This window comes from Acinetobacter sp. V116_7, assembly GCF_056735735.1.
Genome location: NZ_JBWZIF010000014.1, coordinates 34,251 through 60,299 on the forward strand (window position 1 = coordinate 34,251; position 26,049 = coordinate 60,299).

The 26,049-nt window shown below is 38.8% G+C and carries 23 protein-coding genes; 9 read left to right on the plus strand and 14 right to left on the minus strand.

The window, feature by feature from the left end; genetic code table 11:
- Nucleotides 1–30: 30 nt before the first annotated feature.
- The 3 genes from AC1PJP_RS04770 to pheA form a co-directional block, all read right to left on the minus strand.
- A complete protein-coding gene (locus AC1PJP_RS04770; protein ID WP_005068294.1) occupies nt 31–414 on the minus strand; it encodes a hypothetical protein in 384 nt (127 codons plus the stop codon).
- A gap of 127 nt (nt 415–541) precedes the next feature.
- Complete coding sequence (locus AC1PJP_RS04775) at nt 542–2,788, minus strand: bifunctional prephenate dehydrogenase/3-phosphoshikimate 1-carboxyvinyltransferase (RefSeq protein WP_479766591.1); 2,247 nt, start codon at nt 2,786–2,788, stop codon at nt 542–544.
- Nucleotides 2,789–2,895: 107 nt separating this feature from the next.
- The gene (pheA, locus tag AC1PJP_RS04780; protein WP_003650703.1) at nt 2,896–4,005 is read right to left on the minus strand and encodes a prephenate dehydratase; all 1,110 of its coding nucleotides are present in this window, start codon (nt 4,003–4,005) and stop codon (nt 2,896–2,898) included.
- 184 nt (nt 4,006–4,189) lie between these two features.
- Between pheA and AC1PJP_RS04785 the strand changes: the two genes are divergently transcribed.
- Both AC1PJP_RS04785 and AC1PJP_RS04790 read left to right on the plus strand, forming a co-directional pair.
- Nucleotides 4,190–5,134, plus strand: coding sequence for an alpha/beta hydrolase (locus AC1PJP_RS04785; protein ID WP_049837096.1), 945 nt, complete (start codon nt 4,190–4,192; stop codon nt 5,132–5,134).
- 108 nt (nt 5,135–5,242) lie between these two features.
- Nucleotides 5,243–5,869, plus strand: coding sequence for a hypothetical protein (locus tag AC1PJP_RS04790; RefSeq protein WP_479766592.1), 627 nt, complete (start codon nt 5,243–5,245; stop codon nt 5,867–5,869).
- Nucleotides 5,870–5,919: 50 nt separating this feature from the next.
- Here the strand turns inward: AC1PJP_RS04790 and AC1PJP_RS04795 are convergent, their stop codons facing one another.
- Both AC1PJP_RS04795 and AC1PJP_RS04800 read right to left on the minus strand, forming a co-directional pair.
- Nucleotides 5,920–7,065: an acyl-CoA dehydrogenase family protein gene (locus tag AC1PJP_RS04795; protein WP_004791229.1), complete on the minus strand. Its 1,146-nt coding sequence runs from the start codon at nt 7,063–7,065 to the stop codon at nt 5,920–5,922.
- 163 nt (nt 7,066–7,228) lie between these two features.
- Complete coding sequence (locus tag AC1PJP_RS04800; RefSeq protein WP_005307027.1) at nt 7,229–8,587, minus strand: dicarboxylate/amino acid:cation symporter; 1,359 nt, start codon at nt 8,585–8,587, stop codon at nt 7,229–7,231.
- A gap of 505 nt (nt 8,588–9,092) precedes the next feature.
- On the opposite strand from AC1PJP_RS04800, the gene AC1PJP_RS04805 reads away from it, so the two are divergent.
- Nucleotides 9,093–10,109, plus strand: coding sequence for a glycosyl transferase family protein (locus AC1PJP_RS04805; RefSeq protein WP_479766593.1), 1,017 nt, complete (start codon nt 9,093–9,095; stop codon nt 10,107–10,109).
- A 198-nt stretch (nt 10,110–10,307) separates the two neighbouring features.
- Here AC1PJP_RS04805 and AC1PJP_RS04810 read toward each other — a convergent pair whose 3' ends face one another.
- Nucleotides 10,308–10,580 (minus strand): YeaC family protein, encoded by a 273-nt coding sequence (locus tag AC1PJP_RS04810; RefSeq protein ID WP_004791223.1) that lies wholly within the window; start codon nt 10,578–10,580, stop codon nt 10,308–10,310.
- Nucleotides 10,577–11,485: an NAD(+) kinase gene (locus AC1PJP_RS04815; RefSeq protein ID WP_004791221.1), complete on the minus strand. Its 909-nt coding sequence runs from the start codon at nt 11,483–11,485 to the stop codon at nt 10,577–10,579. Before AC1PJP_RS04815 ends, AC1PJP_RS04810 begins: the two co-directional genes overlap by 4 nt.
- A 185-nt stretch (nt 11,486–11,670) precedes the next feature.
- On the opposite strand from AC1PJP_RS04815, the gene mrcB reads away from it, so the two are divergent.
- Both mrcB and AC1PJP_RS04825 read left to right on the plus strand, forming a co-directional pair.
- Nucleotides 11,671–14,067, plus strand: a complete 2,397-nt coding sequence (mrcB, locus tag AC1PJP_RS04820; protein WP_479766594.1) for a penicillin-binding protein 1B — start codon at nt 11,671–11,673, stop codon at nt 14,065–14,067.
- Nucleotides 14,068–14,088: 21 nt separating this feature from the next.
- Nucleotides 14,089–14,637 (plus strand): tetratricopeptide repeat protein, encoded by a 549-nt coding sequence (locus AC1PJP_RS04825; RefSeq protein WP_479766595.1) that lies wholly within the window; start codon nt 14,089–14,091, stop codon nt 14,635–14,637.
- Between the two features lie 22 nt (nt 14,638–14,659).
- On the opposite strand, the gene AC1PJP_RS04830 is transcribed toward AC1PJP_RS04825, so the two are convergent.
- Nucleotides 14,660–15,562, minus strand: a complete 903-nt coding sequence (locus AC1PJP_RS04830) for an NUDIX domain-containing protein (RefSeq protein WP_479766596.1) — start codon at nt 15,560–15,562, stop codon at nt 14,660–14,662.
- A gap of 136 nt (nt 15,563–15,698) precedes the next feature.
- Between AC1PJP_RS04830 and hemP the strand changes: the two genes are divergently transcribed.
- Nucleotides 15,699–15,869: a hemin uptake protein HemP gene (hemP, locus tag AC1PJP_RS04835; protein WP_004643472.1), complete on the plus strand. Its 171-nt coding sequence runs from the start codon at nt 15,699–15,701 to the stop codon at nt 15,867–15,869.
- Nucleotides 15,870–15,941: 72 nt separating this feature from the next.
- Here the strand turns inward: hemP and AC1PJP_RS04840 are convergent, their stop codons facing one another.
- The 4 genes from AC1PJP_RS04840 to tfpB form a co-directional block, all read right to left on the minus strand.
- Nucleotides 15,942–17,282: an ATP-binding protein gene (locus tag AC1PJP_RS04840; RefSeq protein WP_479766597.1), complete on the minus strand. Its 1,341-nt coding sequence runs from the start codon at nt 17,280–17,282 to the stop codon at nt 15,942–15,944.
- Nucleotides 17,279–17,941: a response regulator transcription factor gene (locus AC1PJP_RS04845; protein WP_005307039.1), complete on the minus strand. Its 663-nt coding sequence runs from the start codon at nt 17,939–17,941 to the stop codon at nt 17,279–17,281. Before AC1PJP_RS04845 ends, AC1PJP_RS04840 begins: the two co-directional genes overlap by 4 nt.
- A 107-nt stretch (nt 17,942–18,048) precedes the next feature.
- A complete protein-coding gene (locus AC1PJP_RS04850; RefSeq protein ID WP_005307042.1) occupies nt 18,049–18,408 on the minus strand; it encodes a NirD/YgiW/YdeI family stress tolerance protein in 360 nt (119 codons plus the stop codon).
- 75 nt (nt 18,409–18,483) lie between these two features.
- Complete coding sequence (tfpB, locus tag AC1PJP_RS04855; protein ID WP_479766598.1) at nt 18,484–20,241, minus strand: type IV pilus assembly ATPase TfpB; 1,758 nt, start codon at nt 20,239–20,241, stop codon at nt 18,484–18,486.
- A gap of 289 nt (nt 20,242–20,530) precedes the next feature.
- Here tfpB and AC1PJP_RS04860 point away from each other — a divergent pair, with 289 nt between their 5' ends.
- The gene (locus AC1PJP_RS04860) at nt 20,531–21,802 is read left to right on the plus strand and encodes an MgtC/SapB family protein (RefSeq protein WP_479766599.1); all 1,272 of its coding nucleotides are present in this window, start codon (nt 20,531–20,533) and stop codon (nt 21,800–21,802) included.
- Nucleotides 21,803–21,820: 18 nt separating this feature from the next.
- Here the strand turns inward: AC1PJP_RS04860 and tsaA are convergent, their stop codons facing one another.
- Nucleotides 21,821–22,543, minus strand: a complete 723-nt coding sequence (gene tsaA, locus AC1PJP_RS04865; protein ID WP_479766600.1) for a tRNA (N6-threonylcarbamoyladenosine(37)-N6)-methyltransferase TrmO — start codon at nt 22,541–22,543, stop codon at nt 21,821–21,823.
- A gap of 101 nt (nt 22,544–22,644) precedes the next feature.
- On the opposite strand from tsaA, the gene AC1PJP_RS04870 reads away from it, so the two are divergent.
- Nucleotides 22,645–23,424 carry a ferredoxin--NADP reductase gene (locus AC1PJP_RS04870; protein WP_005307052.1) on the plus strand — a complete coding sequence of 260 codons (780 nt, stop codon included), beginning with the start codon at nt 22,645–22,647 and terminating at the stop codon, nt 23,422–23,424.
- Between the two features lie 52 nt (nt 23,425–23,476).
- Here AC1PJP_RS04870 and AC1PJP_RS04875 read toward each other — a convergent pair whose 3' ends face one another.
- On the minus strand, nt 23,477–24,346 hold the full coding sequence (locus tag AC1PJP_RS04875) for a PhzF family phenazine biosynthesis protein (protein WP_267530799.1): 870 nt from the start codon (nt 24,344–24,346) through the stop codon (nt 23,477–23,479).
- 230 nt (nt 24,347–24,576) lie between these two features.
- On the opposite strand from AC1PJP_RS04875, the gene AC1PJP_RS04880 reads away from it, so the two are divergent.
- Entirely contained in the window at nt 24,577–26,043 is a 1,467-nt protein-coding gene (locus AC1PJP_RS04880; protein WP_479766717.1) for an aminotransferase-like domain-containing protein, read from the plus strand.
- Nucleotides 26,044–26,049 lie beyond the last annotated feature (6 nt).

Below are 26,049 nucleotides of genomic sequence, written 5' to 3' on the forward strand. Positions count from 1 at the left end.
CTTCATGAATAAGTCTTAACAGTCGCCTGCTTAGTTTTTCCATTCAAATGCTGAAAAGCTATGATCAGCTTTCAAACTATTTTCAACTGCCTGTGCAAGCTGACGAATAATGCTTTGTGTTTCGATTTTCTCAAACCAGTCTTGTTCTTCATCAGGATTGGCAGAGATTTCACACATCAAATGCCCTTCATGGTCTGTTTTCTGACAAGTAATCGACAAAGGTAAAAGATGATTATCGATACTGACTTCTACCTTTTCATGCTCATGCACAATGTGCTGTGCATCAAAGCCATAATGCCCCAATTGTTTAAACAGTAAAGCCGCTACATATTCTTGAGTGATATGGCATTCATTTGGTGGATGATCAAGCACCCCATGTTGTGGGCAACTGGCAATAAATTGTAATTTTTTCATCCTTTGTCCTAACACTTTTATCATTATCTGCGCTTAGCATAAGCAATAAACAAACAGCAGCCAAGCCTTTAGCCCGCTGCTGCCGTTGCTATTGTGTTAGCAATTATAAAATGTGTTAGGTCAAAAGTTATTGGCTAACTTCGATTGTTAAGCCTGCACGATTCGCCAACTCAGTGAAAGTTGGGAAACTTGTCGCCACAGTTTCAGTACCCTGAATGGTAATCGGACCAGAATTACGAAGACCTGCCATACTAAAACTCATAGCAATACGGTGGTCATGATGTGATTCGATTTCACCACCAGCAAAGATTGGTGACCAATCACCTGACTTACCCTTACCTTCGATAATGATTCCATCTTCAGTTGGTGTGCAGTCAATACCCATGATTTTTAAGCCATCTGCCATCACTTGAATGCGGTCAGACTCTTTCACGCGAAGCTCTGCTGCCCCAGTTAATACGGTCTGGCCTTCCGCACAAGCTGCTGCAATAAATAAAGCTGGGAATTCATCAATTGCTAAAGGTACTTGGTCTTCAGGCATGTGAATGCCTTTAAGCGTGCGTGAACCCTTAATATGAATATCAGCAATCGGCTCACCACCAGCAATACGTTCATTTTCAACAGTTAGGTCAGCACCCATCTGTTTTAAAATTTCAATTACGCCAGTACGTGTTGGGTTAATTCCTACAGCTTCCAGAATAACATCAGAACCCTCAGTAATTGCAGCACCCACCATAAAGAAAGCAGCCGATGAAATATCAGATGGAACCTGAATATCAGTACCTACTAATTTTCCGCCACCAACAAGAGAAATTTTGTTGCCTTCGGTTTTAACATCATAGCCAAATGCACGAAGCATGCGCTCTGTATGGTCACGAGTTGGCTCTGGTTCTGTAACTGAAGTTTCACCTTCAGCCCACAAACCAGCAAGTAAAATACCCGACTTCACTTGAGCAGATGCCATAGGTAAATCGTATTGAATGCCTTTTAATTGCTGGCTACCCGTAATGCTGACAGGTGGTGTACCTTTCTCACCGGTAGTCTGAATTTGTGCACCCATTAAACGTAATGGCTTAGCAATACGCTCCATTGGACGTTTAGAAAGTGAAGCATCACCTGTCATCACTGAATCAAACTTTTGTGCAGATAACATGCCTGAAAGCAAACGCATGCTTGTACCAGAGTTACCCATATACAATGCACTTGCTGGCGCTTTTAAGCCATGCATGCCCACGCCATGAATGGTCACTTCACCATTTTTAGGGCCTTCAATGCTTACACCCATATCACGGAAAGCTTGCAAAGTTGCCAAAGCATCTTCACCCTCAAGGAAACCAGTGACATGAGTCGTGCCTTCGGCAATAGCACCAAACATAATGGAGCGATGTGACACAGATTTGTCACCCGGTACGGTAAATTTACCTTTAAATGCCTTATTTCCCGGTAAGATACTGAATTGCTGTGTCACCTTATTTTTCTCCATTAAAGGTTTTTTGGCTAACATATGATTGAAATGCTGACGTGCTGCCTGAGCATGGCCGAGTAAACCCATTAATGCATGAGAATCTTCGTTTTCAATCAATTTTCTAAGTACGGTAAGTTGCTTTTCGAAGCCATCTACAGCATTTAATATTGCTGTTTTATTGGCAAAGAAAATGTCATGCCACATTTGAGGATCACTAGCCGCAATCCTTGAAAAGTCACGAAAACCACCTGCTGCATAGCGGAAAATATCAAGATTATCTTCACGATTTGCAAGTTGCTCGACCAGATTAAATGCCATTAAATGTGGTAGATGACTCGTATGCGCCAGCACTTCATCATGCTTAGCAACATCCATACAAATGACTTCAGCTTTGGCAGCTGACCAAAGTTGAATTAATTTATCAACAGCCCATTCTGCACTGGTTGGTAACGGCGTTAAAATTACTTTGTGATTTGCAAATAGATCAACCTTACCTGCATGAACACCCGTGTGTTCACTACCCGCGATAGGGTGTCCCGGTACAAAACCTGCTGGTAAATCTTCACCAAATACAGCTTTTGCTGCATCAACGACATTACCTTTTGTACTCCCCACATCAGTTACAATTGTGGTTTCTGACAAATAAGGTTTAATCTGCTCAAGCACTTTTTGCGTAGCGCGCACTGGCAAGGCTAAAACGACTAAATCTGCCCCTTTCACGGCTTCAACAGGATCAGAAAATCCTTCTTGTATTAAGCCAAGTGATTTTGCATCTTCTAAAGTTTTATGTGAGCGTGTAGATGCCACAATAGTTGTGGCCAACTTTTCTGCAACAATAACACGAGCTAAACTCGACCCGATGAGTCCTAAACCAATAAATGCAACTTTTTTAAATAGGGGTTGTGACATAACTTCAACTTTGCTTTTGCTCAAAGATATTTAAACCATTGAGCAATTTGTTTTTAAGCATAATGACATGCTTATCTTGATGCATGTCATTATTCCAACATAAGTGATTACAGAACAGCGGCAGGATAAGAACCTAAAATACGAATCTCTTTCACCATTGGGCGAATATCATTAATCGCAGCAGCAACATTCTCTTGTTCGATATGACCTTCTAAATCGATAAAGAATACATATGCCCACTTTTCAGGTAATGCTGGACGAGTTTCAATACTTGTTAAGCTAATATTATGTTTTGCAAATGGCGCTAAAATTTCTAATAAAGCACCCGCACGGTCATGTGCTGAAATCAATAACGATGTTTTATCGTTGCCGCTTTGTGGAATTTTTTCACGGCCAATCACCAAGAAACGAGTTGTATTTTCCGGATTATCTTCAATATTGCTATGTAAGATTTCAAGGTTATACATGCCTGCTGCAATATCAGATGCAATCGCTGCTGAATGCCATTCGTTGCGAATACGGCGGGCAGCTTCTGCATTTGAGTTTAAAGCAACACGTTCAACACCAGGATAATGCGCGTCTAACCACTGGCGACATTGTGCCAAAGTTTGCTGATGAGCATAAATCTGCTTAATACTATCTTTACGTGTATTTTCAGAAACAAGAAATTGATGATGAATACGTAATTCAACTTCACCAATCACATTTAAATTCGATGTTTTAAAGCAATCTAAGGTATGGTTTACAACACCTTCAGATGAGTTCTCAACTGGAACTACACCGTAATGCGCACTACCTGCTTCCACTTCACGAAAAACTTCATCAATCGTTGGAAGTGGGCGTACAACCGCATCTTTACCAAAATGCTTAAGCACAGCAGATTGAGTAAAAGTACCTTCTGGCCCTAAAAATGCAATACTTTGCGGCGCTTCTAAAGCAAGGCAAGCAGACATAATTTCACGGAACAAACGTGCCATGGTTACATCAGACAAAGGACCTTGGTTACGCTCCATAACTTTACGTAAGACCTGCGCTTCACGTTCAGGACGATAAAACAAAGGATTCTCTTCGGAAGCAAATTTAGCTTTCGCAACAGCTTCAGCAAGGCTTGCGCGTCGATTTAATAATTCTTGAATCTGTTGATCCACGCTATCAATATCTTCGCGAATTTGTTCTAAACTAAGAGAAGTCGTTTTGTTTTGATCATCGTTGATCATTAGAATGCAGCCTCAGTAAAATCATCTTTTGAACGAGAGTATAACAATAGTCTGCTTTGATTTGTTAGGCAATATCGCTGTAAGAGCTTTTTTCATTAACCTTTTTGCACACATTCCTTGAATTGCTTTATTTGATAATGATTTTCATTTATCATTTGTGTAATAAATTTTATTATTCCCCATTATGCATAAATCATTTTTCTTTTTACCTTGTTGTTTCCTTTTGAGTTCATTAATAAGCAGCTCTGTTTTGGCTCAAACTTCTACACAAAATCAATCAAAAATCGTTTTTCAAAATAATCAGGCACAATTTCAAATTAAATCTAAAAATACAGGCCATGATTATCTTATTCAAATTTATAAACCACCCGTTGCCCCACCCCAACATGGTTATCCAGTACTTTATATATTAGATGGCAATGCAACATTCCCAAGTGCTGCCAATATTGCCCAGTCAATTGGTGCAGGTTCAGCAAAATTAGGCCTAGACCCGCTCATGATCGTCGCGGTTGGCTATCCGCAGCAAAAAACTTTTGATGTGCAAAAACGTGCTTATGATTACACACCAAAACCTTCTGCTGAATTTCAGGCACAAGGTAAATATAAATATGGTGGTGCTGACAAATTCATCAACTTTTTAAATGATGAACTCAAACCAGAAATTGCAAAACAGTTTCCAGTTAATAGTCAACAACAGAGCCTATATGGACATTCTTTTGGCGGCTTATTGGTTCTTTATCATTTTTTTCAAAAGCCAGATGCGTTTCAGCGTTACTTTGCTGCCAGCCCTTCTCTTTGGTTTGACCAAGGCATGTTATTCCAACAGTTAAATCATTGGCAAAGTCAAAAACAAAGCAACTCTCCGATGCTTTTGACCACGGTCGGTACACATGAACAAGGCGGGCCTCGCACTCAACTTGATAATAAATTTAACGAAACAGATTTCTTTAAAGCTCTGGAAAATAAACGTTCAGATCAATTTACTTATTGGCATTTTTATAACCCTGCTGAACAACACATTACAAATTTGTATGCAAGTCTACCCAAAGCACTTATGTTTGCTTCGTGCAAAGACCTAGAAAGCTGTAAATCTTTATTTGATGGGCCATCACAGCAGCCAGCCAAGTAAAAACATAATTACATTTAAAGATGATTATTTCGTTGTTCTTAAAGATAGACCTCTTAAAGCATAGATTGGTTATACTGACCCAATATGTCATAACAACAGTAAAATAGAATGAATAAAATTATTGTTTTAGGCTTACTGGGTCTTACAAGTTTTAGTTTAACGGCTTGTGGCGGTTGCCCCTTAATCGCAGGATGCAATGGTAGGGATAATTCTCCGTACTATATGACAACTGTCAGTAATCAAGTTCGTGGTATTCCAATCCCACCTAAAACCAAGCTCACCTATCAGTCCCAAAATTTCAGACAGAAATTTGAGCAATCACATGCTTTAAAAGAGAAAAATTTATCAGGCATTGCATTATCCGAAAATACAGCAATCATTTGGGGCGGTATGCCAGTAGACATGTTTATACAGTTTTCTAATCCCGAAATGAAAGGCTTCTCGGTCTATCCAGCACGAGGATTTAAAGCAGAATTATCAAATGAGTTTTTACGTTTATGGAAAAGTTGTGAAAGTGATTTAAACATTAACTTAAAGAATCCAAATGACTGGTCATTTAATCCTGAAAATATGAAAATAACTGGTTGTGGTGTCGTCTTTCAAGAACGTAGTGAATACACCGAAGATTCATTTCATCAAGATGAAGCAGATGAGTTTTTAAGAAAGATGAATCATGCATTACAGCAATTACCGAAACAACAAGACTATCCTGTCATTCAACAGAAGACTAAATAGTTAAAAACAAAACAGCCTGTTCTAAGACAGGCTGTTTTTTCTCTGCTTAATTAGGCTTTGCCAATTAATCCACGGGCTACGATTTCTTTCATAATTTCATTTGTACCACCGTAAATACGTTGGATACGGGCATCTACAAAGAAACGTGAAATTGGATATTCAGTCATATAACCATACCCACCAAAAAGCTGGAGTAAGTTGTCTGCAACCTTCATTTGCATATCGCTACTAAAACTTTTCAATGCTGCAGCTGTTTCTACATCTAGTTTGCCTTCTTGATATAAGGCAACGTTTCTTTCATAAAAAGCTGCTGTAGCAAGCTCATCAATTTTTGCTTGTGCTAAAACAAAACGTGTATTTTGGAACTGTGAAATAGGTTGACCAAATGCTTGACGCTCTTTTACATAAGCTGTTGCCAAATCAATCGCACCGCGAATTGCCCCAATTGCAGTAGATGCAATTGCAGTACGTTCACGAGGTAACTCTTGCATTAAATAAGCAAAACCTTGCCCAGCTTGACCAAGTAATTGGTTTTTAGGTACTTTCACATTGTCAAAAAACAGCTCAGATGTGTCTTGAGAATGCAGGCCGATTTTGTCTAAATTTGTGCCTTTTTTAAACCCTTCCAGATGTGTATCTGCCAATAATAATGACACACCTTTTGCACGTGCTTGAGGATCAGTTTTTACTGCAAGCACAACAAGATCCGCATGCTGTCCATTTGAAATAAATGTTTTTGAACCATTTAATAAATAGTGATCGTCTTGCAAAATGGCACTAGTACGCATTGATTGTAAATCCGAGCCTGCTCCAGGTTCAGTCATACCAATTGCACCAACAACTTCACCTGTTACCATTTTCGGTAACCAATATTGTTTTTGCTCTTCTGTCCCAATATGTAAAATATACGGCGCAGCAATTTCAGAGTGGCAAGAAATAGCTGTTGATAATGCACAAAAACCAGCACGTGCAGATTCTTCAACTAACATTAATGAATAGTAAGTTGGAACCCCATAACCACCATATTCTTCTGGAACATCAACACATAAATAGCCATTTTCACCCAGTTGATTCCAAACTGAACGAGGCATGATTCCTTCGCGTTCCCATTGGTCGTAGTGAGGCGCAATATGCTCACTCATAAAACGTTTAAAATTATCACGGAATAATTCTAAATCTGCATCGTATGCCAACATAATATTTTCCTTCAGCTTTATTGTTTTATCGAATCTCATTGCTGTGCATGCTAATCATTTTTTTAGCAACTGTCATGGCATAGCTGCTCATTAAAACTGTACTTTTCAGTCAGCCAATAAAAAAGGAAGCTTTAGCTTCCTTTTTTATATAGGTTTCTTTGAATTAATCTAGACCTTCAGCGACTTGAGGACTTTTTGGTTCCATCATTTTTCTGTCGACTTCATCTGGATTATTTAAAGCATCATTAAGCTTATCTTTATCTAAAGCACCGACCCATTTCGCAACAACAATTGTCGCTAAAGAGTTACCAACGAGGTTAGTTAAAGCACGTGCTTCTGACATGAAACGGTCAATACCTAAAATCAATGCCAAACCTGCAACTGGAATATGTCCAACAGCAGACAAAGTTGCCGCCATAACAATAAAACCAGAGCCTGTTACACCCGCCGCACCCTTAGATGAGATTAAGAGTACTAATAGCAAAGTAATCTGATGTTGAATATCAAGCTGAGTATTCGTTGCCTGAGCAATAAAGATTGCTGCCATAGTCAAATAAATTGACGTTCCATCTAGGTTAAATGAATAACCTGTTGGAATAACCAAACCAACTACAGACTTTTCACAACCTGCAATTTCGAGTTTACGCAACATGCGAGGTAAAACAGATTCAGAAGAAGATGTACCAAGTACAATTAATAACTCTTCACGAATCATGCGAATCATTTTGAGGATACTGAATCCACTCATACGGCTGATTGTACCCAAAATCAAGAAGATAAAGAGTAGACACGTAACATAGAAGCAGAGAATTAATTGCCCTAATTGTACAAGTGAACCAACGCCATATTTACCAATGGTGAATGCCATTGCACCGAATGCACCAATCGGAGCCAGTTTCATAATCATGTTCACAATGTTAAAGAACACATGTGCAACTTGATCAATAAATTTTAAAACTGGACGTCCTGCATCACCTAACTTATGTAAAGCAAAACCAAAGAGAATTGCAAAAAGAAGGACTTGTAAGATTTCACCATTTGCAAATGCGCCAACAACCGTATCTGGAATGATGTGCATTAAGAAATCAATGGTAGATTGTGACTCACCAGAACTGACGTATTTTTGAATACCCGAGGTGTCTAGAGTTGTAGGGTCAATATTCATCCCTACACCCGGTTTAGCAATGTTAATTACAACAAGGCCAATCAGAAGTGCAATTGTTGAAACAACTTCAAAGTATAACAACGCGACGCCGCCAGTTTTTCCGACTGACTTCATGCTTTCCATGCCAGCAATACCGCTGACCACGGTACAGAAAATAACTGGAGCGATGATCATCTTGATCAAACGAATAAAGGCATCACCTAATGGCTTGAGTTTCTCACCTAAACCTGGGATATGCTGTTCAACACCATTGACAATTTGCGTTGAGCTTGGGGAAAAATGCCCTACCAAAACACCCGCAATAATCGCAATAATCACCTGAAAATAAAGTGATTTATAAATCGGTTTTTTAGCCATAACTTTACTTCAATCTATATTTCCAAGTCCGTTGGAAATACCAAAATGAAACGTCTATTCTTTACGAATACACAGCCCTAACCTTTCACATGAACACCGCAAAAGGGAAACGGTTCTTTGTAAACAAAAAACCTTCCTACTACCTCAATGAAAACAAAAAAAGTTGTTTTCTAAAACAGGAGAATACCTGAAGTTTCTAACCACTTTGAGTAGTTAGAAATAACCTCTTACTTTTTCAATAAAAAGCTGAAGATATAGGAGAATCACAGAAAATTATGATATGAATGCTCAAAAAAGCACGAGAAAGTGTACTCGAATTAAATAATGATTCGGTTAAATTTTTAGCTAATACGCGCAAAAAACACTCATGCAGCCTTAAGACTTTAGTATAAGAAACACTTTTGATATTTTTTCGACAGTTTTTTATGTCATATTGATTAAATACTTGTGGACATTTCATTTTGAGCTGCCTACATCCCATCATTTTTATTGTTTTTGAACCACGATGAATACTAAACGTAATATCTATAAAGATGCTGAACACCCATTCGCTCAATATGTCCGTATTTTAGGTAAGGGAAAAAGTGGTTCACGCTCTTTAAGCTATGAAGAAGCTTATCAAGCATTTAGCATGATTTTAAAAGGTGAAGTGCTTGATGTTCAGTTAGGTGCTTTTTTAATGCTACTTCGTGTTAAAGAAGAATCTATTGATGAACTCGCGGGATTTGTTCAAGCCACTAGAGATCAACTCAATTTTCAACCTTTAGACGTTGATTTAGACTGGTCATCTTATGCGGGTAAACGTAAACATTACCCATGGTTTTTGTTAGCAGCTCTTACGCTTTCCCAACATGGCTATAAGATCGTTATGCATGGTGCATCAGGCCACACGCTTAACCGCGTCTATACCGAGCAAGTTTTAGAATATCTGGGTTATCAAATTTGTCACTCTGAACAAGAAGTTCGCACGCAACTAGCAGAGCAAAATTTTGCCTACTTACCACTAGATGTGATTTCACCAGTTTTAAGTGAACTGATTTCTTTAAGAAATGTAATGGGTCTACGCTCACCTATTCATACTTTAGCCCGTTTAATTAATCCTTTTAATGCTAAAGCCACCTTACAAGCTATCTTCCATCCAGCGTATAGAACCTCTCATCAACATAGTGCACTGCGCTTAGGCTATCAAAATAGTGCTGTGATTAAAGGTGAAGGCGGTGAATTTGAGCGCAATCCAGATGCAAAAACACTCATTTGTGGCATTAAAGATGGTGAGCTTTATGAACACGAATTACCAAAACTCACGCCTGAACGTAGTCCAACTGAAGAAGAGTTAGACTTAGCAACTTTTAAAGCAGTATGGTTAGGTCAACAGCACCATGAATACGGTGAAATGGCAGTAACAGAAACAATGGGAATTGCGCTATATACCATGGGCGTTGTTGCTAGTTTTGAAGAGGCAATGCAGAAAGCAAAAGTATTGTGGGAAACAAGAAATTCAGGGCTAAAAGATAAAATTTAGTTCATACAGCCTTATAGGTTATGTCTTTTCGATATGGTTACATATAGGCAATACTTACTTTTCAAAGATGAAAAGTAACAAAAATCTTTCGTTGAGCAAACAGTACGTTCTTGTACTGTTGCTCAACAGGCGACATCCATGTCGCCGACGCGATAGCAAATGCTAATACGATTTATTCTTTTATTCTAAAATGCTGTTTTAAACAAAACGAATTGGTTTAAATTCTGGCTCATGTTTGTGGTGATCATCTTCACAAACCTCACCTTCTTCTTTCGTACCGCGGTCAATATAACCACTACGCTGCTCTTCTGGTAAGTTTTTTAACTCCCAAGCAATTACAGCTTGCATACAAGTTTCACGCTGCTCTTTTGTTAAAACAACACCATTTGGCCATTTACCAATTTCTACTGCTGTTTTTAAACGCTCTACAATTTCAGGGTTTAAAATAGATAGCATTTGTTCAATATTCATGATTCATCTCTTTGGAAAGATTCAAAATCTTGGTTCCAACCAAGTTTGGTACGGCAGGCCATATAAAAATCATAACCTGGTGGATGCAATAAACTTAGTTTAAATGGATGTTTGCGGATGTGTAAACTATCTCCAACATTGAGCGATATGCTATGTTGACCATCTGCACTCACCATCGGTAATACCCGATTTTCGCGAATAACAATCTTAATTTCGCTTTGTCCACCGACTACGATAGGACGTGATGACAATGTATGCGGATGCATTGGAACTAATGCAATAGCGTCCATACTTGGGTGTAAAATTGGTCCACCACCTGACAATGCATAAGCCGTTGATCCAGTTGGAGTCGAAACAATTAAACCGTCACTATGCTGGCGATAAACATATTGGCCATCAATGTTGAGTTCAAAGTCAATCATGTGGACCGACTTACCCGAATGCAAAACGACATCATTTAAAGCAATGGCATCATAAATGACTTCGCCATTTGTTCGTACTTCCATTTCAAGCAAGAAACGACGATCAAGTTGGAAATGCCCTTGAAGTACTTGGTCAAGCTTGAAAATGGCTTCTGAAGGTTTGATATCAGTTAAAAAACCTAACCGCCCGCGGTTGATACCAATAACAGGCGTGTTGTAACGAACTAAAGCTCTTGCTGCATGCAGTAAAGAACCGTCCCCGCCAACTACAATAACTAAATCAGCAACTTCACCTAATAAATGACGGCTTACTACCTGTGCATGATCATAAGGCACTAATTCAGCAGTTTCCTGATCAAAAATGGGGTTTAAACCTAGGTTCAATAAATGATCATGAATTAAACATAGTGTTTCTACAACTGATGATTTATCTGGTCGACCGATTAACCCGACGTTTCTGAAGGACTTATGTGAAATTTGCACGAATGAGTAAGCTCCGCTGCGATACTTGCCTATAATAACATTAACCTGATTAATTTAAAAAAACATAACTACAAGATGCTGTAAAATTCAATCTAAGTTTTCCAATTATTCACAGTTTTATCATTGCAAATTGATGACAAGCTATCGCATCATTACAGGCATTGTTAGGGTTTTATCTCATTTTTATGAAGTTTGAACGTGGTATCGGTTTCTTTGCACTAATCTTTTCCATTTTGGTCATTGGTGCTTTTATTGCTCTTAGTATCTATCTGATTCGTTTAGATAATATTATCCGTGAAAAATTTGAAGGACAACGGTGGGATATTCCTGCCAAAGTGTTTGCACGACCTCTGGAAATTTATAACAACGCACCTATTTCCCAAGCAAATTTCACTCAAGAATTGAAGCTACTGGGTTACAAAACTTCAAGTAATTATGACAAGTCTGGAAGTTATGTTGCTCAAGGCAGCAACATGTATATTCACACACGTGGTTTTGACTACGGCGACAGTGTTGAACCTGAACAAGTCTTAGAGTTAAGTTTTGCAAATGATCAAGTTGTTGAAGTTCGAAGTACTAAACCCTCTTCAACTGGCGTTGCACGCTTAGAACCGTTACTCATTGGAGGAATTTATCCTCAACACAATGAAGACCGCGTACTCATTAAACTGAATAATGTCCCTAAACCACTCATTGAAGCTTTAATTTCTACAGAAGACCGCAATTTTTATCATCATCATGGTATTTCAATTCGCGGTACGGCTCGTGCACTAGTGAGTAATATCACGGGTGGAAAGCGTCAAGGTGGCTCAACCCTGACTCAACAATTAGTTAAAAACTTCTATCTCACACCTGAGCGCACACTAAAACGTAAAGTTAATGAAGCTTTAATGGCTTTACTGATCGAACTACATTACAGCAAAGATGAAATTTTAGAAGCCTATTTAAATGAAGTAAATCTTGGCCAAAACGGTAGCTACTCAATTAATGGCTATGGTTTGGCTTCACAATTTTATTTTGGTTTACCATTACGTGAACTTAGCGTTGCACAACAAGCTTATCTAGTAGGTTTGGTACAAGGCCCTTCTTTATATAATCCTTGGAAAAACCCTGAAGGTGCAAAAAAACGTCGCGACACTGTGTTAAATAACATGCGTGTGATGGGTTATTTAACTCAAGCCGAATATGAAGATGAAATTGCACGTCCTTTAAATGTGTTAAGTAAACCAAGTTTAGGTCCTGCAAAGTTCCCAGACTTTTTAGATATTGTGCGTCGTCAGTTGCGTACAGAATATCAAGAAAGTGATTTAACCAATCAGGGCTTACGTATTTTTACGACCTTAGACCCAATTACTCAAACTCAAGTTCAAAACGCGTTTAAAGCTTCAGTAGAACGCTTAGCCAACAGCAACCCAGCACGTTTGAAAAACCTACAAGGTGCTGTACTAATTGCCCATCCTGAAAATGGTGAACTCGTTGCAGCAGTTGGCTCTACACAAGACTTTACTGGTTTTAACCGTGCTTTAGATGCAAAACGCCAAGTCGGTTCTTTATTGAAACCTGTGATTTATTTAAGTGCGATTGAATCTGGACGTTATAACTGGGCAAGCCAAATTGAAGATGCTCCAATCAGTGTTCCTGTAGACGGCGGTAAAAGCTGGACACCTAAAAACTATAGTGGTGGTGGACATGGTGTAGTAAGTCTGAGCGAAGCATTAGCAAACTCATACAACCTTTCTGCTGTACGTTTAGGTCAAGAGTTTGGTTTATCAACATTTACCAATAATCTAAGAAAGTTTGGTGTTGAATCAACGATTCCTGCCTACCCTTCTATTTTCCTTGGGGCAGTCAATATGTCACCAATGGAAGTACTCGGAATCTATGAGAACTTCGCTACAGGCGGCTTTAAATATCCAACTCGTGCAATTCGATCTGTGGTAGATGCGAATGGTCGTTTACTTGACCGTTATGGCCTGAATGTTCAACAAACGATTGATCCGGCTGTTGGCTACATCATGAACTATGGTTTACAACAGGTCATGTCTTCGGGTACTGGTCGTTCAGCCTATAGCAGCTTATCTCCAGCTTTAAAATTGGCGGGTAAATCAGGTACGACTAACGATACACGTGACTCATGGTTTGCTGGTTATTCGGGTAACCATGTCGCTGTAGTATGGTTAGGTTTAGATGACAATAAAGTAACAGGGTTAACTGGTTCATCTGGTGCATTGCCAGTATGGACTAACGTGATGAAACAGTTACGTCAAACTCCTGTGAATATACGTCAACCAGACACTGTACAGTGGCAGTGGATTGATCGTGCAACGGGTGATTTATCTGCTCAGGCTTGTGATGGTGCTATGTATATTCCGATGCTAACACATACGGTTCCGCACCGTGCTACGCCATGTGGAGCACCTTATTATCAAGTTGATCCAACATATACGCCACAAAGTGATAACACAACGCCTGACTCTCAGGATGATAATACCGACAGTTATATTCGTGAAAGTGAAAGTCAGATGCAACAAGATCTGTCAAATAACTCACACGTGATTTCAAGTGGTAGTTATAACAACTAAGCGTAAATAGGAAATTAGGATATGTTGAAGAAAGGTGTTTTTTATATTGGTGCTATTCTTATGGTCGGCTGTACAACTTTGCCTGATCATTCTGACTCCAAAGAGAAAACACCTACTCCTCCAGTCAAAAAGACGGAAACTCAATCGGGTGTAAAAATTACACCTTATGATCATCCGGAAATTCAACGCAAAAATTTACAGGTGATCGTTCCTCAACAGAAAAAGCCTCAACATTTTAGTGATGATGGCAGCCAGTTACCTGCATTTAAAGTTTTAATGCAAAAAACACAGCAGGCTTATAAAAACCAGCAATGGTCAGAGGCTGAACGCTATGCACTTCAGGCACAGCGTTTAGCACCGCAAGCAGCTGAGACTTATTTATTTCTTGCACTTACTGCAAATCATAAACAGCAATATTCTAATGCTGAGTCTTTAGCACGACGTGGTTTAAGCTTTGCTCAGAGCCAAGCAATGAAAAAACAGCTTTGGCTAACTATTTTAAAAGCTGGGCAACAACGTAATAACCCAAAAACTGTTCAAGAAGCACAACAAGCATTAAAAGCGCTCTAGCTTTTAATGCTTTTATGTCTTATTAAAAATTACGAATACCCGCCAAGCCATACGCACCGTGTTGCTGTGCTGTGACTAAATCATCAGGACTCATGCCTCCCAAAGCCAATACGGGAATCTGGCATTTCTCAATCAAGTCAGTTAAACGATCCCACCCTAATGCGGTCGCATCTGGATGGGTCTCTGTTACTTTGACAGGACTTACAAAAACAGCATCACAGCCAATTTGCTGAGCATGCTGTAAAGAAACCGCATCGTGGCAAGCAGCAATAAAACGCACTCCCACTTCCAAGTCGCCTTTATGCAAACTCATTAATTGGGATTGCTTAAGATGCACTGTTTTTATATGATTTTTTAACTCAGGTTTTAGCTTGTGCCAAACATCAACATTCACGATTAATTTTGAAAGCTGATTAGTTTCTAAGAGAGCTAATTTTTCTAGATCTGCCTGATCAAAACTATCTTTTTCACTACGCCAATACACTAAAGTGTCTTCATTTTCGACTGGTGTCAGCGTAGGACTAATTTTAATAAAATGCGGCCAATACAATCTTTTTATGATGTCTTTATTCGCTTTTGGAAAGTTTAAGTGTAGTAATTGTTCACGTGTGTACCATGCCCATGGTTGATGAATAAGAGTTAATAGTTCATCAGGCACATAACTATGGAATAAATGTAAATTGACAATAATGTCGTCATATTCATGATGAATATAATCAAATTGATGCCAATCTTTTAAACCAATCCCCACTTCTTCATAGATTTCACGGCGACAGGCTTCTTCGGGTGTTTCACCTTGCTCAACTTTCCCCCCTGGAAACTCATGCTTTCCACCTTGATGCTGCTGCTCTTCGCGCCATCCAACTAGTATTTTTCCACGATGGATCAAGATTGCTATAGCGACATCGACGATTGGTTTGGGCATTTTTTTACTCTCTAAAACTTTTCTCAAGTGTAAGCAAATTTTATCATTTTATAAAATCTTAAAAATCTCATTGACAGATCTATTCGATAATGATTATCATTTAAATCGTTCAAGAACATACCACGGAGCACAACAAATGAACGCACCTTTTAGCTTATTTACTCGTAACAATGAAACAGCTCATGCCTTACCAATGTTACATTCTAACAACCTCTTTGCATTAGGCCGTGAAATCCGCATTATGCATGCTGGCGAGGAATATCGTTTACGCCTCACTCGCAACAATCGTCTAATTTTAACTAAATAAAAAATACACTCGCGTTTCAATAATATTCGTGGGAAAACAAAAAATGGATAGCATGGGTAACCATGCTATTTTTTATAATGGAAGATTAACTTCTACCCTCAAACCACCCTGTTCAGCATGCATAAAACGCAATTCACCATTATGCAATTCAATAATTTTTCGTGTAATTGAAATTCCCAATCCTGAACCTTGCTGCTGAGTACCCAATACTCGAAAAAAACGCTGCCCTAAACGTTGCAATACCTCATCATCTACACCATTTCCTGTATCTTCTATAGCGACCTTAATTTGCTGTTCGTCCTGACTAATATCAACATGAATAGAACCTAAATTCGGACTATAACGAATGGCATTATCAAATAAATTTCTAAAAGCAATAAACAGTAATTCTTCATTCGCAAAGGTTTTAGTTTCAGTCGATAAGGTATTTGTCTCTATCAACATCTGTTTAGCATTCGCATCTAAAGTTACAGTTTCAATGACTCTAGCCAATAAGTAATTTAAATCGATAACTGTTTTAGGAAGTTGTGGCTGCTCTGCTTCATTGGGTTCCAAGCGAGCCAGAAGCAGTAAGTTTTCAAGTACTTTTGTACTTCTTGAAACGTCTTCTTGTATGCGCTCAAAGTCCTGATGAAGTTCTGGAACATGTTGATATTTACGCTGTAAAACTTGAAGACGCATTTGTATGGCAGACAACGGAGAACGTAGCTCATGGGAAGCATCTGCTGTAAAACGTTGCTCAGCCACTAATGCTCTTTGCAATCTTGCAAGTAATTGGTTTAAAGCATCAATCACAGGTTGAATTTCGGTAATGACATCTGGGTCTTGAATTGGTTCTAAATTTGAAGCTGTTTTTTGGGCAATACGTATAGAAAGTAAGTTTAGCGCAGCCAATTGTTGCTCCGTACGCCAACTTACAATGACCCATTGCAACAACCAGAACAACACCATAAGACCGCTATAGCCTGCAAGTGCTTTGAGTACTTCTTCAATACGTGTACTCATTGGCTGAAAGACTTCAACTTCTAGTTGAGAGTCTTCTTGTTGTGCAGCCAAACTACGCCATAATTGACCATCAAACCAAAAATATGAAAAACCTTCAGATAACTTTCCTTGTTCAAAAAGTTCATGTTGATAACTATGAGAATGAGTAAGTAATTGCCCAGAGCTTAATAACTCATACTGAATATCAAATTCATCACTAAGCTGATCAAACTGTTTCATAGAATGTTTAGAAAGGTCAGAAACCAGCAAAGTATCTGAAATTTCATCCATGATTTCGTCTTGAACTGACATGTTGTGATAAACAGAAAATATGGTAAGTAAGCTTAAAGCCACCAAGCCCACCACCACACTACTCCACATGGTGGTTTTAACCAGTTGTGACTGCAAAGAGGAGCGATTCGTTTTCATTTTAAATCTCCCATACGGTAACCTAGCCCCCGTATGGTTTTAATGCAGCTACTTCCGATTTTTTTTCGAAGCTGATAAATAAATACTTCGATGGCGTTACTTTCAATTTCCTCACCCCATGCATAGAGTGCTTCTTCTAATTGATCACGGGTAATAATATGTTCTGGATGAACCATCAGCTTACGCAATATTTGGAATTCTTTTGCCGTTAAATCGATAGACTTGCCAGCACTTAATACAACTTTCGCTTGTGTATCAAGTTGCAAATCACCCCACGTTAAAATCGATTGCTGACTTAAAGTTTGTTTACGCAATTGAGCGCGAATTCGGGCAGAGAGTTCTTCTAAACTAAAAGGCTTAACCAAATAATCATTTGCGCCTAAATCTAGTCCTTCTACTCGATCATGAATGCTGTCACGTGCGGTAATAAAAATAACAGGAACATTTTTTTGTTTATAACGGATCGTTGTTAGAACTTTCTCACCCGCTAATTGCGGCAGTCCCCGATCAAGTAAAATACAGTCATAGTCATGCTGCTCAATTGCCGTAAGGGCATAATCACCTCTTTCCACCCAATCGACCTGATAACCATCTAACTCTAACCATGATTGAATACTTTCAGCTTGAGAGCGATCATCTTCTGCAAGCAAAATTCTCATCTATTTTTCCTGTTATATGCTGTTTTAATCTTGCCAAGCCTTTATAAAAAAAGCAAAGCCGCATCATTTAAATGCGGCTAAAAGTAGTAGATTCAGAGATCAATGAATTAGAACTGAACTTGATCGACCTCAATTTCTACACGTTTTAAAGGTTTATAGTCGATGTCTACTTCACCAATTAGAGTGACATTTGTATTTGCTGAAATAGGACGACCCTGCCAAAGCTCATCATCTACATCCACTGTAATGCTACCCGTCTTGTCACGAAATTGATATTTTTCATCGCCTAAAGATTTTACAACCTGCCCATGTAATTTGACTGGTGTATTATCTTTTGCCGTTAATGCATGCTTAACTGTTGTTAGCGTTGCTGGAGCAATTGCTGCCTGATTCACAGGTGTATTTGCCATAGCTACACCAGTAACAGTTAGACCCGTAGTCATTAGTATCGCTTTAAGCATTTTCATAAGATCACCTTTTTAACCACATCTTGGAATAGCGTAAGTACAACAGGCATAGATGAGGTGAATCTTAAGAAAAAGTTAATTTAATGGCACAACCCGCAATACCTCTTCTAATGTTGTAAGACCATCAATGACCTTACGAGCGCCCGCAATTCTTAAGGGTTCTATACCTTCTTTTTTAGTTTGCGTTCTCAAATCATTTAAGGTCATATGGCTACTAATAAGATGCTTAAGCTCAAGACTGACTGGCATAAATTCATAAATACCAACTCGCCCTTTATAGCCTGTATGACGACATTGTTCACACCCAACTGCCTGATAAACTTTTTCTGGCATGTCCATAATGTAGTCAAATGTTAAATGTTGCCATTCATCCTCATTAATATAGGTTTGCTGTTTGCAGTGCGGACAAAGTTGTCGCACTAAACGCTGTGCCAATACACCTAAAATAGTTGCTGCTGTTAAAAATGGCTGCACACCTAAATCATGCAAGCGAGTCAAACTGGACGGCGCGTCATTGGTGTGTAAAGTTGATAACACCAAGTGACCTGTGAGTGCCGCCTGAATGGCCATATTCGCGGTATCTTGATCACGAATTTCCCCAATCATTATAATGTCTGGGTCTTGACGCATAAGTGCTCGAACACCATCTGCAAAGCCTAATTCAATTGCGTTATTGACCTGCATTTGGTTAAAACTAGGCTCTAACATTTCAATCGGGTCTTCAATGGTACAGACATTGACCTGATCAGTTGCAAGCTGCTTTAAAGATGAATATAACGTTGTGGTTTTACCTGAACCTGTGGGGCCAGTGACTAAAATAATCCCATGGCTATTTTTTGTTAATTGCTGCCACTGTTGTAATAAACTCTCTTCAAAACCAAGTTGATGAAAAGAACGTACCAACACATCTGGATCAAAAATACGCATGACCAGTTTCTCACCAAACGCTGTGGGTAGGGTTGATAAACGGAGTTCTGTTTCTTGACCTTTAGGTGTCCGTGTTTTTAATCGACCATCTTGCGGTTTACGTTTTTCCGCTACATTTAAACGCCCTAAAATTTTAATTCGGGAAATTACGGCAGTCAGCGTATTTGATGGCATGTTATAAATGGTGTGTAACACACCATCAATACGGAACCTGACTTTACCATTGTCTTTACGCGGTTCCATGTGAATATCACTGGCACTCTGCTCAAATGCAAATTGTAAAATCCAGTCAACCAATTTCACAATATGCTGATCATTCGCATCTGGGTTCTGACTATCGCCAAGCTGCAAAAGCGCTTCAACATTTTTAGTGTCACGTTCATGAGCTGCATCTTTTTGAGCGGAGTTTACCGCACGACTGACCTGATAATATTCACGCAAATAGCGTTGCAACTGTTCAGGGTTAAGTAATACCCGCTCAATTTTTTTAGGCGCTAGACTTCGCTCTAAATTGTTTAGCCAATCTGTTTGAAATGGTTGATCTGTTCCAATCACGATTCGATCAGCATGAATTTCCACAGCTAAAATATGATTGCGAATAGCAAACTCTTGTGACATTACTTGCGTTAAAGCACTAACATCTGCCTTTAAAGGATCTATCACAAATAAAGGAAGTTGAACCCGATCTGCAAACCATAAACACAAGCGGTTTAAACTTAAATGAGCGTGTGTGTACTGCTGATCTTTTAAATTAAAATGCGCAATCCACTGTAATGGGTGCCACTTTAATTGGTCTTTTTGACGGTGGCTTGACTGTACCAGTAATTTATCTCGTTCTGTAATACGACCTTCTTGTAATAATTGTTCTAGACACCAATACGTATCTATTTGTACATGTGCATTCATGCGTTATCCCCAATATATTTTTATAATATAGCAGAGATTTTTTTGATTTAACTCACCAGAAAATTGCTAAACCCGACTTTTAAATATTCTTTAACTTCAAATAATTAAACCAATTCTCAACTTAATATTTTTTTGCGTCATAGTTCATATTTATAAAAATACTGTATCTGTGGCTTTGTCTAAAAAAGACCCTATGCTCACTATAATAAAAAGCATAAACTGAACGTGAATATATGATTTTTAAAACGATTCAAAACTACTTAGAACAATAAACCAAAGAGGAAGTAACATGGAGCTTCCAATGACAATGTCATTACAAACAACTTCATTTGAAGAATTCATTACCGTTATTGCTGCGGCGCTCGGTTGTGGCTTATTAATTGGTTTAGAACGTGAACGAAGTAAGCTTAAACATGAATACAAAACTTTTGCCGGATTTCGTTCTTTTGCAATTAGTTCATTATTAGGCGCTATCTGTTTTTTATTCGGCACTGAAATTGGAATTGTAGGAGCCCTTCTCATTGGGGCAATTAGTATTGTATCTCTTAAAAATCAGCCTAATGACCCCGGTGTGACCACCGAACTTGCCTTTATTATGACTTACTTTATTGGGGCACTTTGTATTTGGAATATATCATTGGCCGCTGGACTCGCCGTAATCTTGACCATTATTTTATTGGCAAAACAATCTATGCATGGCATTGCCAGTCAGTGGATTACTGAATCAGAATTGCGTGATGGTATTTTTCTACTTGCCTTACTATTAATAGCACTGCCTTTAGTACCCAATAAACCCTTTTGGGGTCCAGTTTTAAATCCGCATGTGATTTTAAAATTACTCACTTTGATCTTATTTGTACAAGCACTCGCCCATATTGCAAAACGGTTACTCTCATCTAAAAACGCTTTATTACTCTCTTCTTTAGCTTCGGGATTTGTTTCCAGTACAGCGACCATTGCCAGTTTAGGTTTAGAAGTACGCTCTGGCAGGGCCAATGCAACTACAAATGCAGGCGCTGCATTAATGTCGTGTGTTTCAACACTGATTCAAACCTTAATTATTGTGATTGGAATTAGCTTTGCTTGGTTTAAGCTGATTATATTTCCTACACTTATTGCATTAGCAGTTTTAGCAATTTGGGCTTTCATTTTATTACGTAAAGCAGAGCCCAGTACAACTTCGCCCGAACTCGACTCAAGAATGTTCAGCTTAAAAGAAGCCATTATTATTGCAGGCACACTCACCCTCATTCAGGCAGGTGTTTATGGCTTAAGTATCTCTTTAGGCGATGCTGGATTAATCGCAGGTACTCTACTCGCATCTTTATTTGAAATACATGCAGCTATTGCGGCAGTCATTGTGCAAGGTGAACCTGATAGCACCCATATTACGCCTTTATTAATTGCATTTTTAGGAGGCTTTGCAGTTCATGCACTTGCCAAAAGTGTGAACTCGGCAATTTCGGGCGGGCTACGCTATGCTCTCGCTTTCGTTCCCGCCCAACTCATTCATATGGCTATATTTATTAGTTTACTTTGGCTCAACATCCATTGGTTTTAAAGATTTCTACTGTGCAAGTTAAGAAGTCTTCACCACATCAATGACCGTAACTATAAATTGATCGACTTTGAAATGAATATCAAAGTCTGAAAATTTCATTTTATAGATTCGTTCAGCGTCTTCTTGATAGGCAGGCCGAGGATCTAAAGATAAGACTTGCTCAAGCTCATCAATGTACTGTGAATTCATTTCATTATTTTGCAGAAAATATTTTTGCGCTGTTAACGCAGCTTCTGACCAAACGACTGACTTCCGTTCAGGTTCTGCATGTGCATAACCACTTTCTGCATGAATAATTGCATCAGAATATTGAATATAAGGTTTGATATCTAAAATTGGAGTGCCATTTAATAAATCACTTCCTGTGATATAAACTCGAACAGACCTACCAGCTTTTTCCACTTTATTGAGTTTTACAACTGAAAGCCCAATTGGAGATGGTCGATACATGCTACGTGTAGCAAACACCCCAATTTTTTCATTACCGCCTAAACGTGGTGGACGAACCTGTGGACGGAATTTATCAGCACTACCCTGATTTTTATTGTCATGAAACTGCCAAACTAGCCAGAGATGACTGAACTGCTCAATTCCCTCAAATGCCAATAAGTCATTATAAGGTTCTACCATATCAATATAAGACTCAATATTTACCAAATTAGGCTGGCGTGGAATGCCAAATTTTTCGCGATATGGGGAACACATGTGGCCAATTATTGGGAAGGTGACAGAATTGTTCATCACTTTTTCTTATAAACACAATTAAATATATTCAGTTTATCGGGAATGAAATTAGATTAGAATAGCTATCTGTTTTCTTTTAATCGTGATCGAGACCTTTAATGGCTGCTTTTAACGTCGAACGCATTACTCATGTTCACCACTGGAATGACACACTTTTCAGTTTTAAAACTACACGCGATACTAGCTTACGTTTTAAAAATGGTCAGTTCGTAATGATCGGACTAGAAGTGAATGGCAAACCGTTAATGCGTGCGTATTCGATTGCAAGTGCAAACTACGAAGAAGAGTTAGAATTTTTCTCAATTAAAGTACAAGATGGTCCTTTAACTTCAATTTTGCAAAAAGTACAAGTTGGCGATGAAATCTTAATTTCTAAAAAACCGACAGGTACTTTGGTTCATGATGACCTTTTACCGGGTAAAAACTTGTACCTATTATCTTCTGGTACTGGCCTTGCACCATTCTTATCAATTATTCGTGACCCAGAAACTTACGAACGTTTTGAAAAAGTAATTGTTGTTCATGGTACACGCTACATTTCTGAATTGGCTTACCAAGATTTAATTTTGGATGAACTTCCAAAAAATGAATTCTTTGAAGAGTTAGGTATTAAAGACAAACTTGTTTACTACCCTACAGTAACTCGTGAACCTTTCCACACTCAAGGCCGTGTAACAACTGCAATTGAAACTGGTGCTTTGTTTGAAAAAATCGGTTTACCACGTTTTAACCGTGAAACTGACCGCGCAATGCTTTGCGGTAGCCCTGCATTCTTAAAAGACGTTGCTGCGTTACTTGACCAACACGGTTTAGTTGAATCACCTCGTATGGGTGAAATGGGCGACTACGTGATTGAACGTGCGTTCGTAGAAAAATAAGATTTTTCTAATTAAAAAACCGAGGCAAAGTCCTCGGTTTTTTATATCTGTTTTATAACTTGATTGTGCCATCAATGCAGGTAACAGCCGTTCCACCCACTAAAATTTTATCCTGATGCAATTCAAGTTGAAGCTGTCCGTCACGGCCTAAAGCCTGCCCCTGTGAAGAAAGAACTGTGTCATTTTGTGCTGGTAAAATACCATAGTGACGAATGAAAGACGCCACACTACCATTACCACTGCCACAAACAGGATCTTCATTTATTCCACAAGCAGGTCCAAATGAACGAACTTCTATGTGTTTTTGCTCATCATTACTTTCATAAAAACCAAAAACTGTCGCACCCGTAACTTTCATTTCTAAATCATGTTGTTTTAAGGCTGCAAAGTCTGGTTGAGTCGCTAAAACAGCTTCAGCATTCACCGCTTGTAATACTATCCAACGTGCGCCTACATCAACCAATGTAGCATTCCATTGAGTATTAATTTCACATTTTAAAATTTCTGCTAATTTCTCAGTGTGCATTGCATCAAGTGGAGTAATTTTAGGCTTAGGGAGTTCAAATGAAATATGCCCTGAGTCACTCACGGTAAGCGTTACCAAACCCGCAGCACATTGCTGTACCAGCTTACCTTTTTGAGCTGTCACGAGGCCTGCTTCAAGCAAAGCATAGGCAGTACCAATTGTAGGATGTCCTGCAAATGGCAACTCACTTTGTGGAGTAAAAATTCGAACCTGATAATCAGCTTGCGAATCGGTCGCAGGGAGCACAAATGTCGTTTCAGAAAGATTCGTCCAATTCGCAATTTCCTGCATCTGTTCAGATGTTAAGGTACTGGCGTCCATAATGACTGCGACAGGATTCCCTTTAAATGCTTGTGAAGTAAAAACATCAACTTGTTTAAATGCAACAACAGACATAGACCACTCCTACTGATTTTAAAATTAAAAAATATGGCTTTTAAGTCCTTACCATTTTTTGATCTTACTGATTTATTTTTAATGGTCACAGTATCAGTTAATATGAAAAATAATAGACACAGTCTTTAAGTTTAGATTTGTGTTAAATGAACCAATTAGAAGCAATCACAATATTTGAGTTAAATAAAAGATCACGATAAAGTGTATCCATTGCTTTGGCTTTTTAATGAATTGACATGTACAAATATAAAAAAGTGAGTGATGACCTCACCCTTCAAATTCAGAATGGCAGGCAGCCTATTGGTTCACGCTTACCATCAATTCGCGACTGCGCAAATCATTATCAGGTCAGTATTAACACCGTAAAAGAAGCTTATCGTCAGCTTGAAGACCAAGGTTTGATTTCTGTTCGTCCACAGTCTGGTTACTATGTTTGTCATGCACCTTCAAACTTACTAGAGCTCGAAGAACGTTATGTCAGTGAAGAAAAAGTATCACTTTCAGGAATTAGCTGTTTTCTCGCACAAATTGTTAAAAAGCAGATGGATCCCGACTATGTCAATTTGGCTCTGGCTTGCCCTACAGGTGAAAACTTCTATCCAATTGAACGCTTAAAACGCTTAACTTCACAAGTTTTACGGACACAGCCAGACATTTTTAAAAACTACACTTTACCGCCTGGCTCTATACGTTTACGTACACAAATTGCGAGGCGAAGTTTACAGCTTGGTATGTTTCTTTCAGCAGATGATATTGTACTCACTCATGGCACGATGGAGGCTTTAAGTCTCGCGATTATGGCGACCACTCAAGCGGGTGACAGTATTGCACTTGAGATCCCTACATTTCACAATCTGTACCCACTCCTTCATAATTTAGGCCGAAAAATTGTAGAAGTGCCGACCTCGCCGCACACAGGTATGTGCCTAGATGCTCTTGAAGAACTATTAAAATCTAAAAATGTACAAGCCATATTAACTATTCCAACAGGACATAATCCTCTCGGTTTTAGCATCCCTGAAAACAACCGCCGTCGTTTAGCAGAGCTTGCTAATCAGTTTCAAGTTCCTGTCATTGAAGATGCAATGTACGCCGAATTGCAACTGACTGAACCACTCTTACCCAACATTAAGGCATTTGACCAAAATGGATGGGTTTTGGTGTGTGGTAGCTATACCAAGACTGTAGCACCTGACTATCGAATTGGTTGGTTAGAAGCTGGACGCTTCCGTAATATTGTGCAGCAGCTTAAATTTACAACCACTGTTGCCGAACCAGCTTTACTCACAGAAACGTTGGGACTTTTTTTAGAAAATGGCGGATATGATCTGCACTTAAGGCATCTTAAAAAACGCTATCAACAACAAATTGACACCATCAAATCTTATATATGTCGTTATTTTCCACTCGGTACTCGAGTCAGTCGTCCGCAAGCAGGATTTATTTTATGGTTAGAGCTCCCCGAATCCATTGATGCACTAGAACTGTTTCATCAGGCAATGGATGAAAAAATCTTATGTATGCCGGGAATTTTATGTTCGGCTGATAAACGTTTTAGTCATTGTTTACGTATAGCTGCGTGTTTCGAATTAAACCCTAAAATGCTAAATGCTTTGATGCGCTTAGGAGAGTTAGCAAAAAATATGCTACCCGCACAAAGAGATATAGGCCAAATCCCTACTAATTCAGTAGGTTGAATCCAA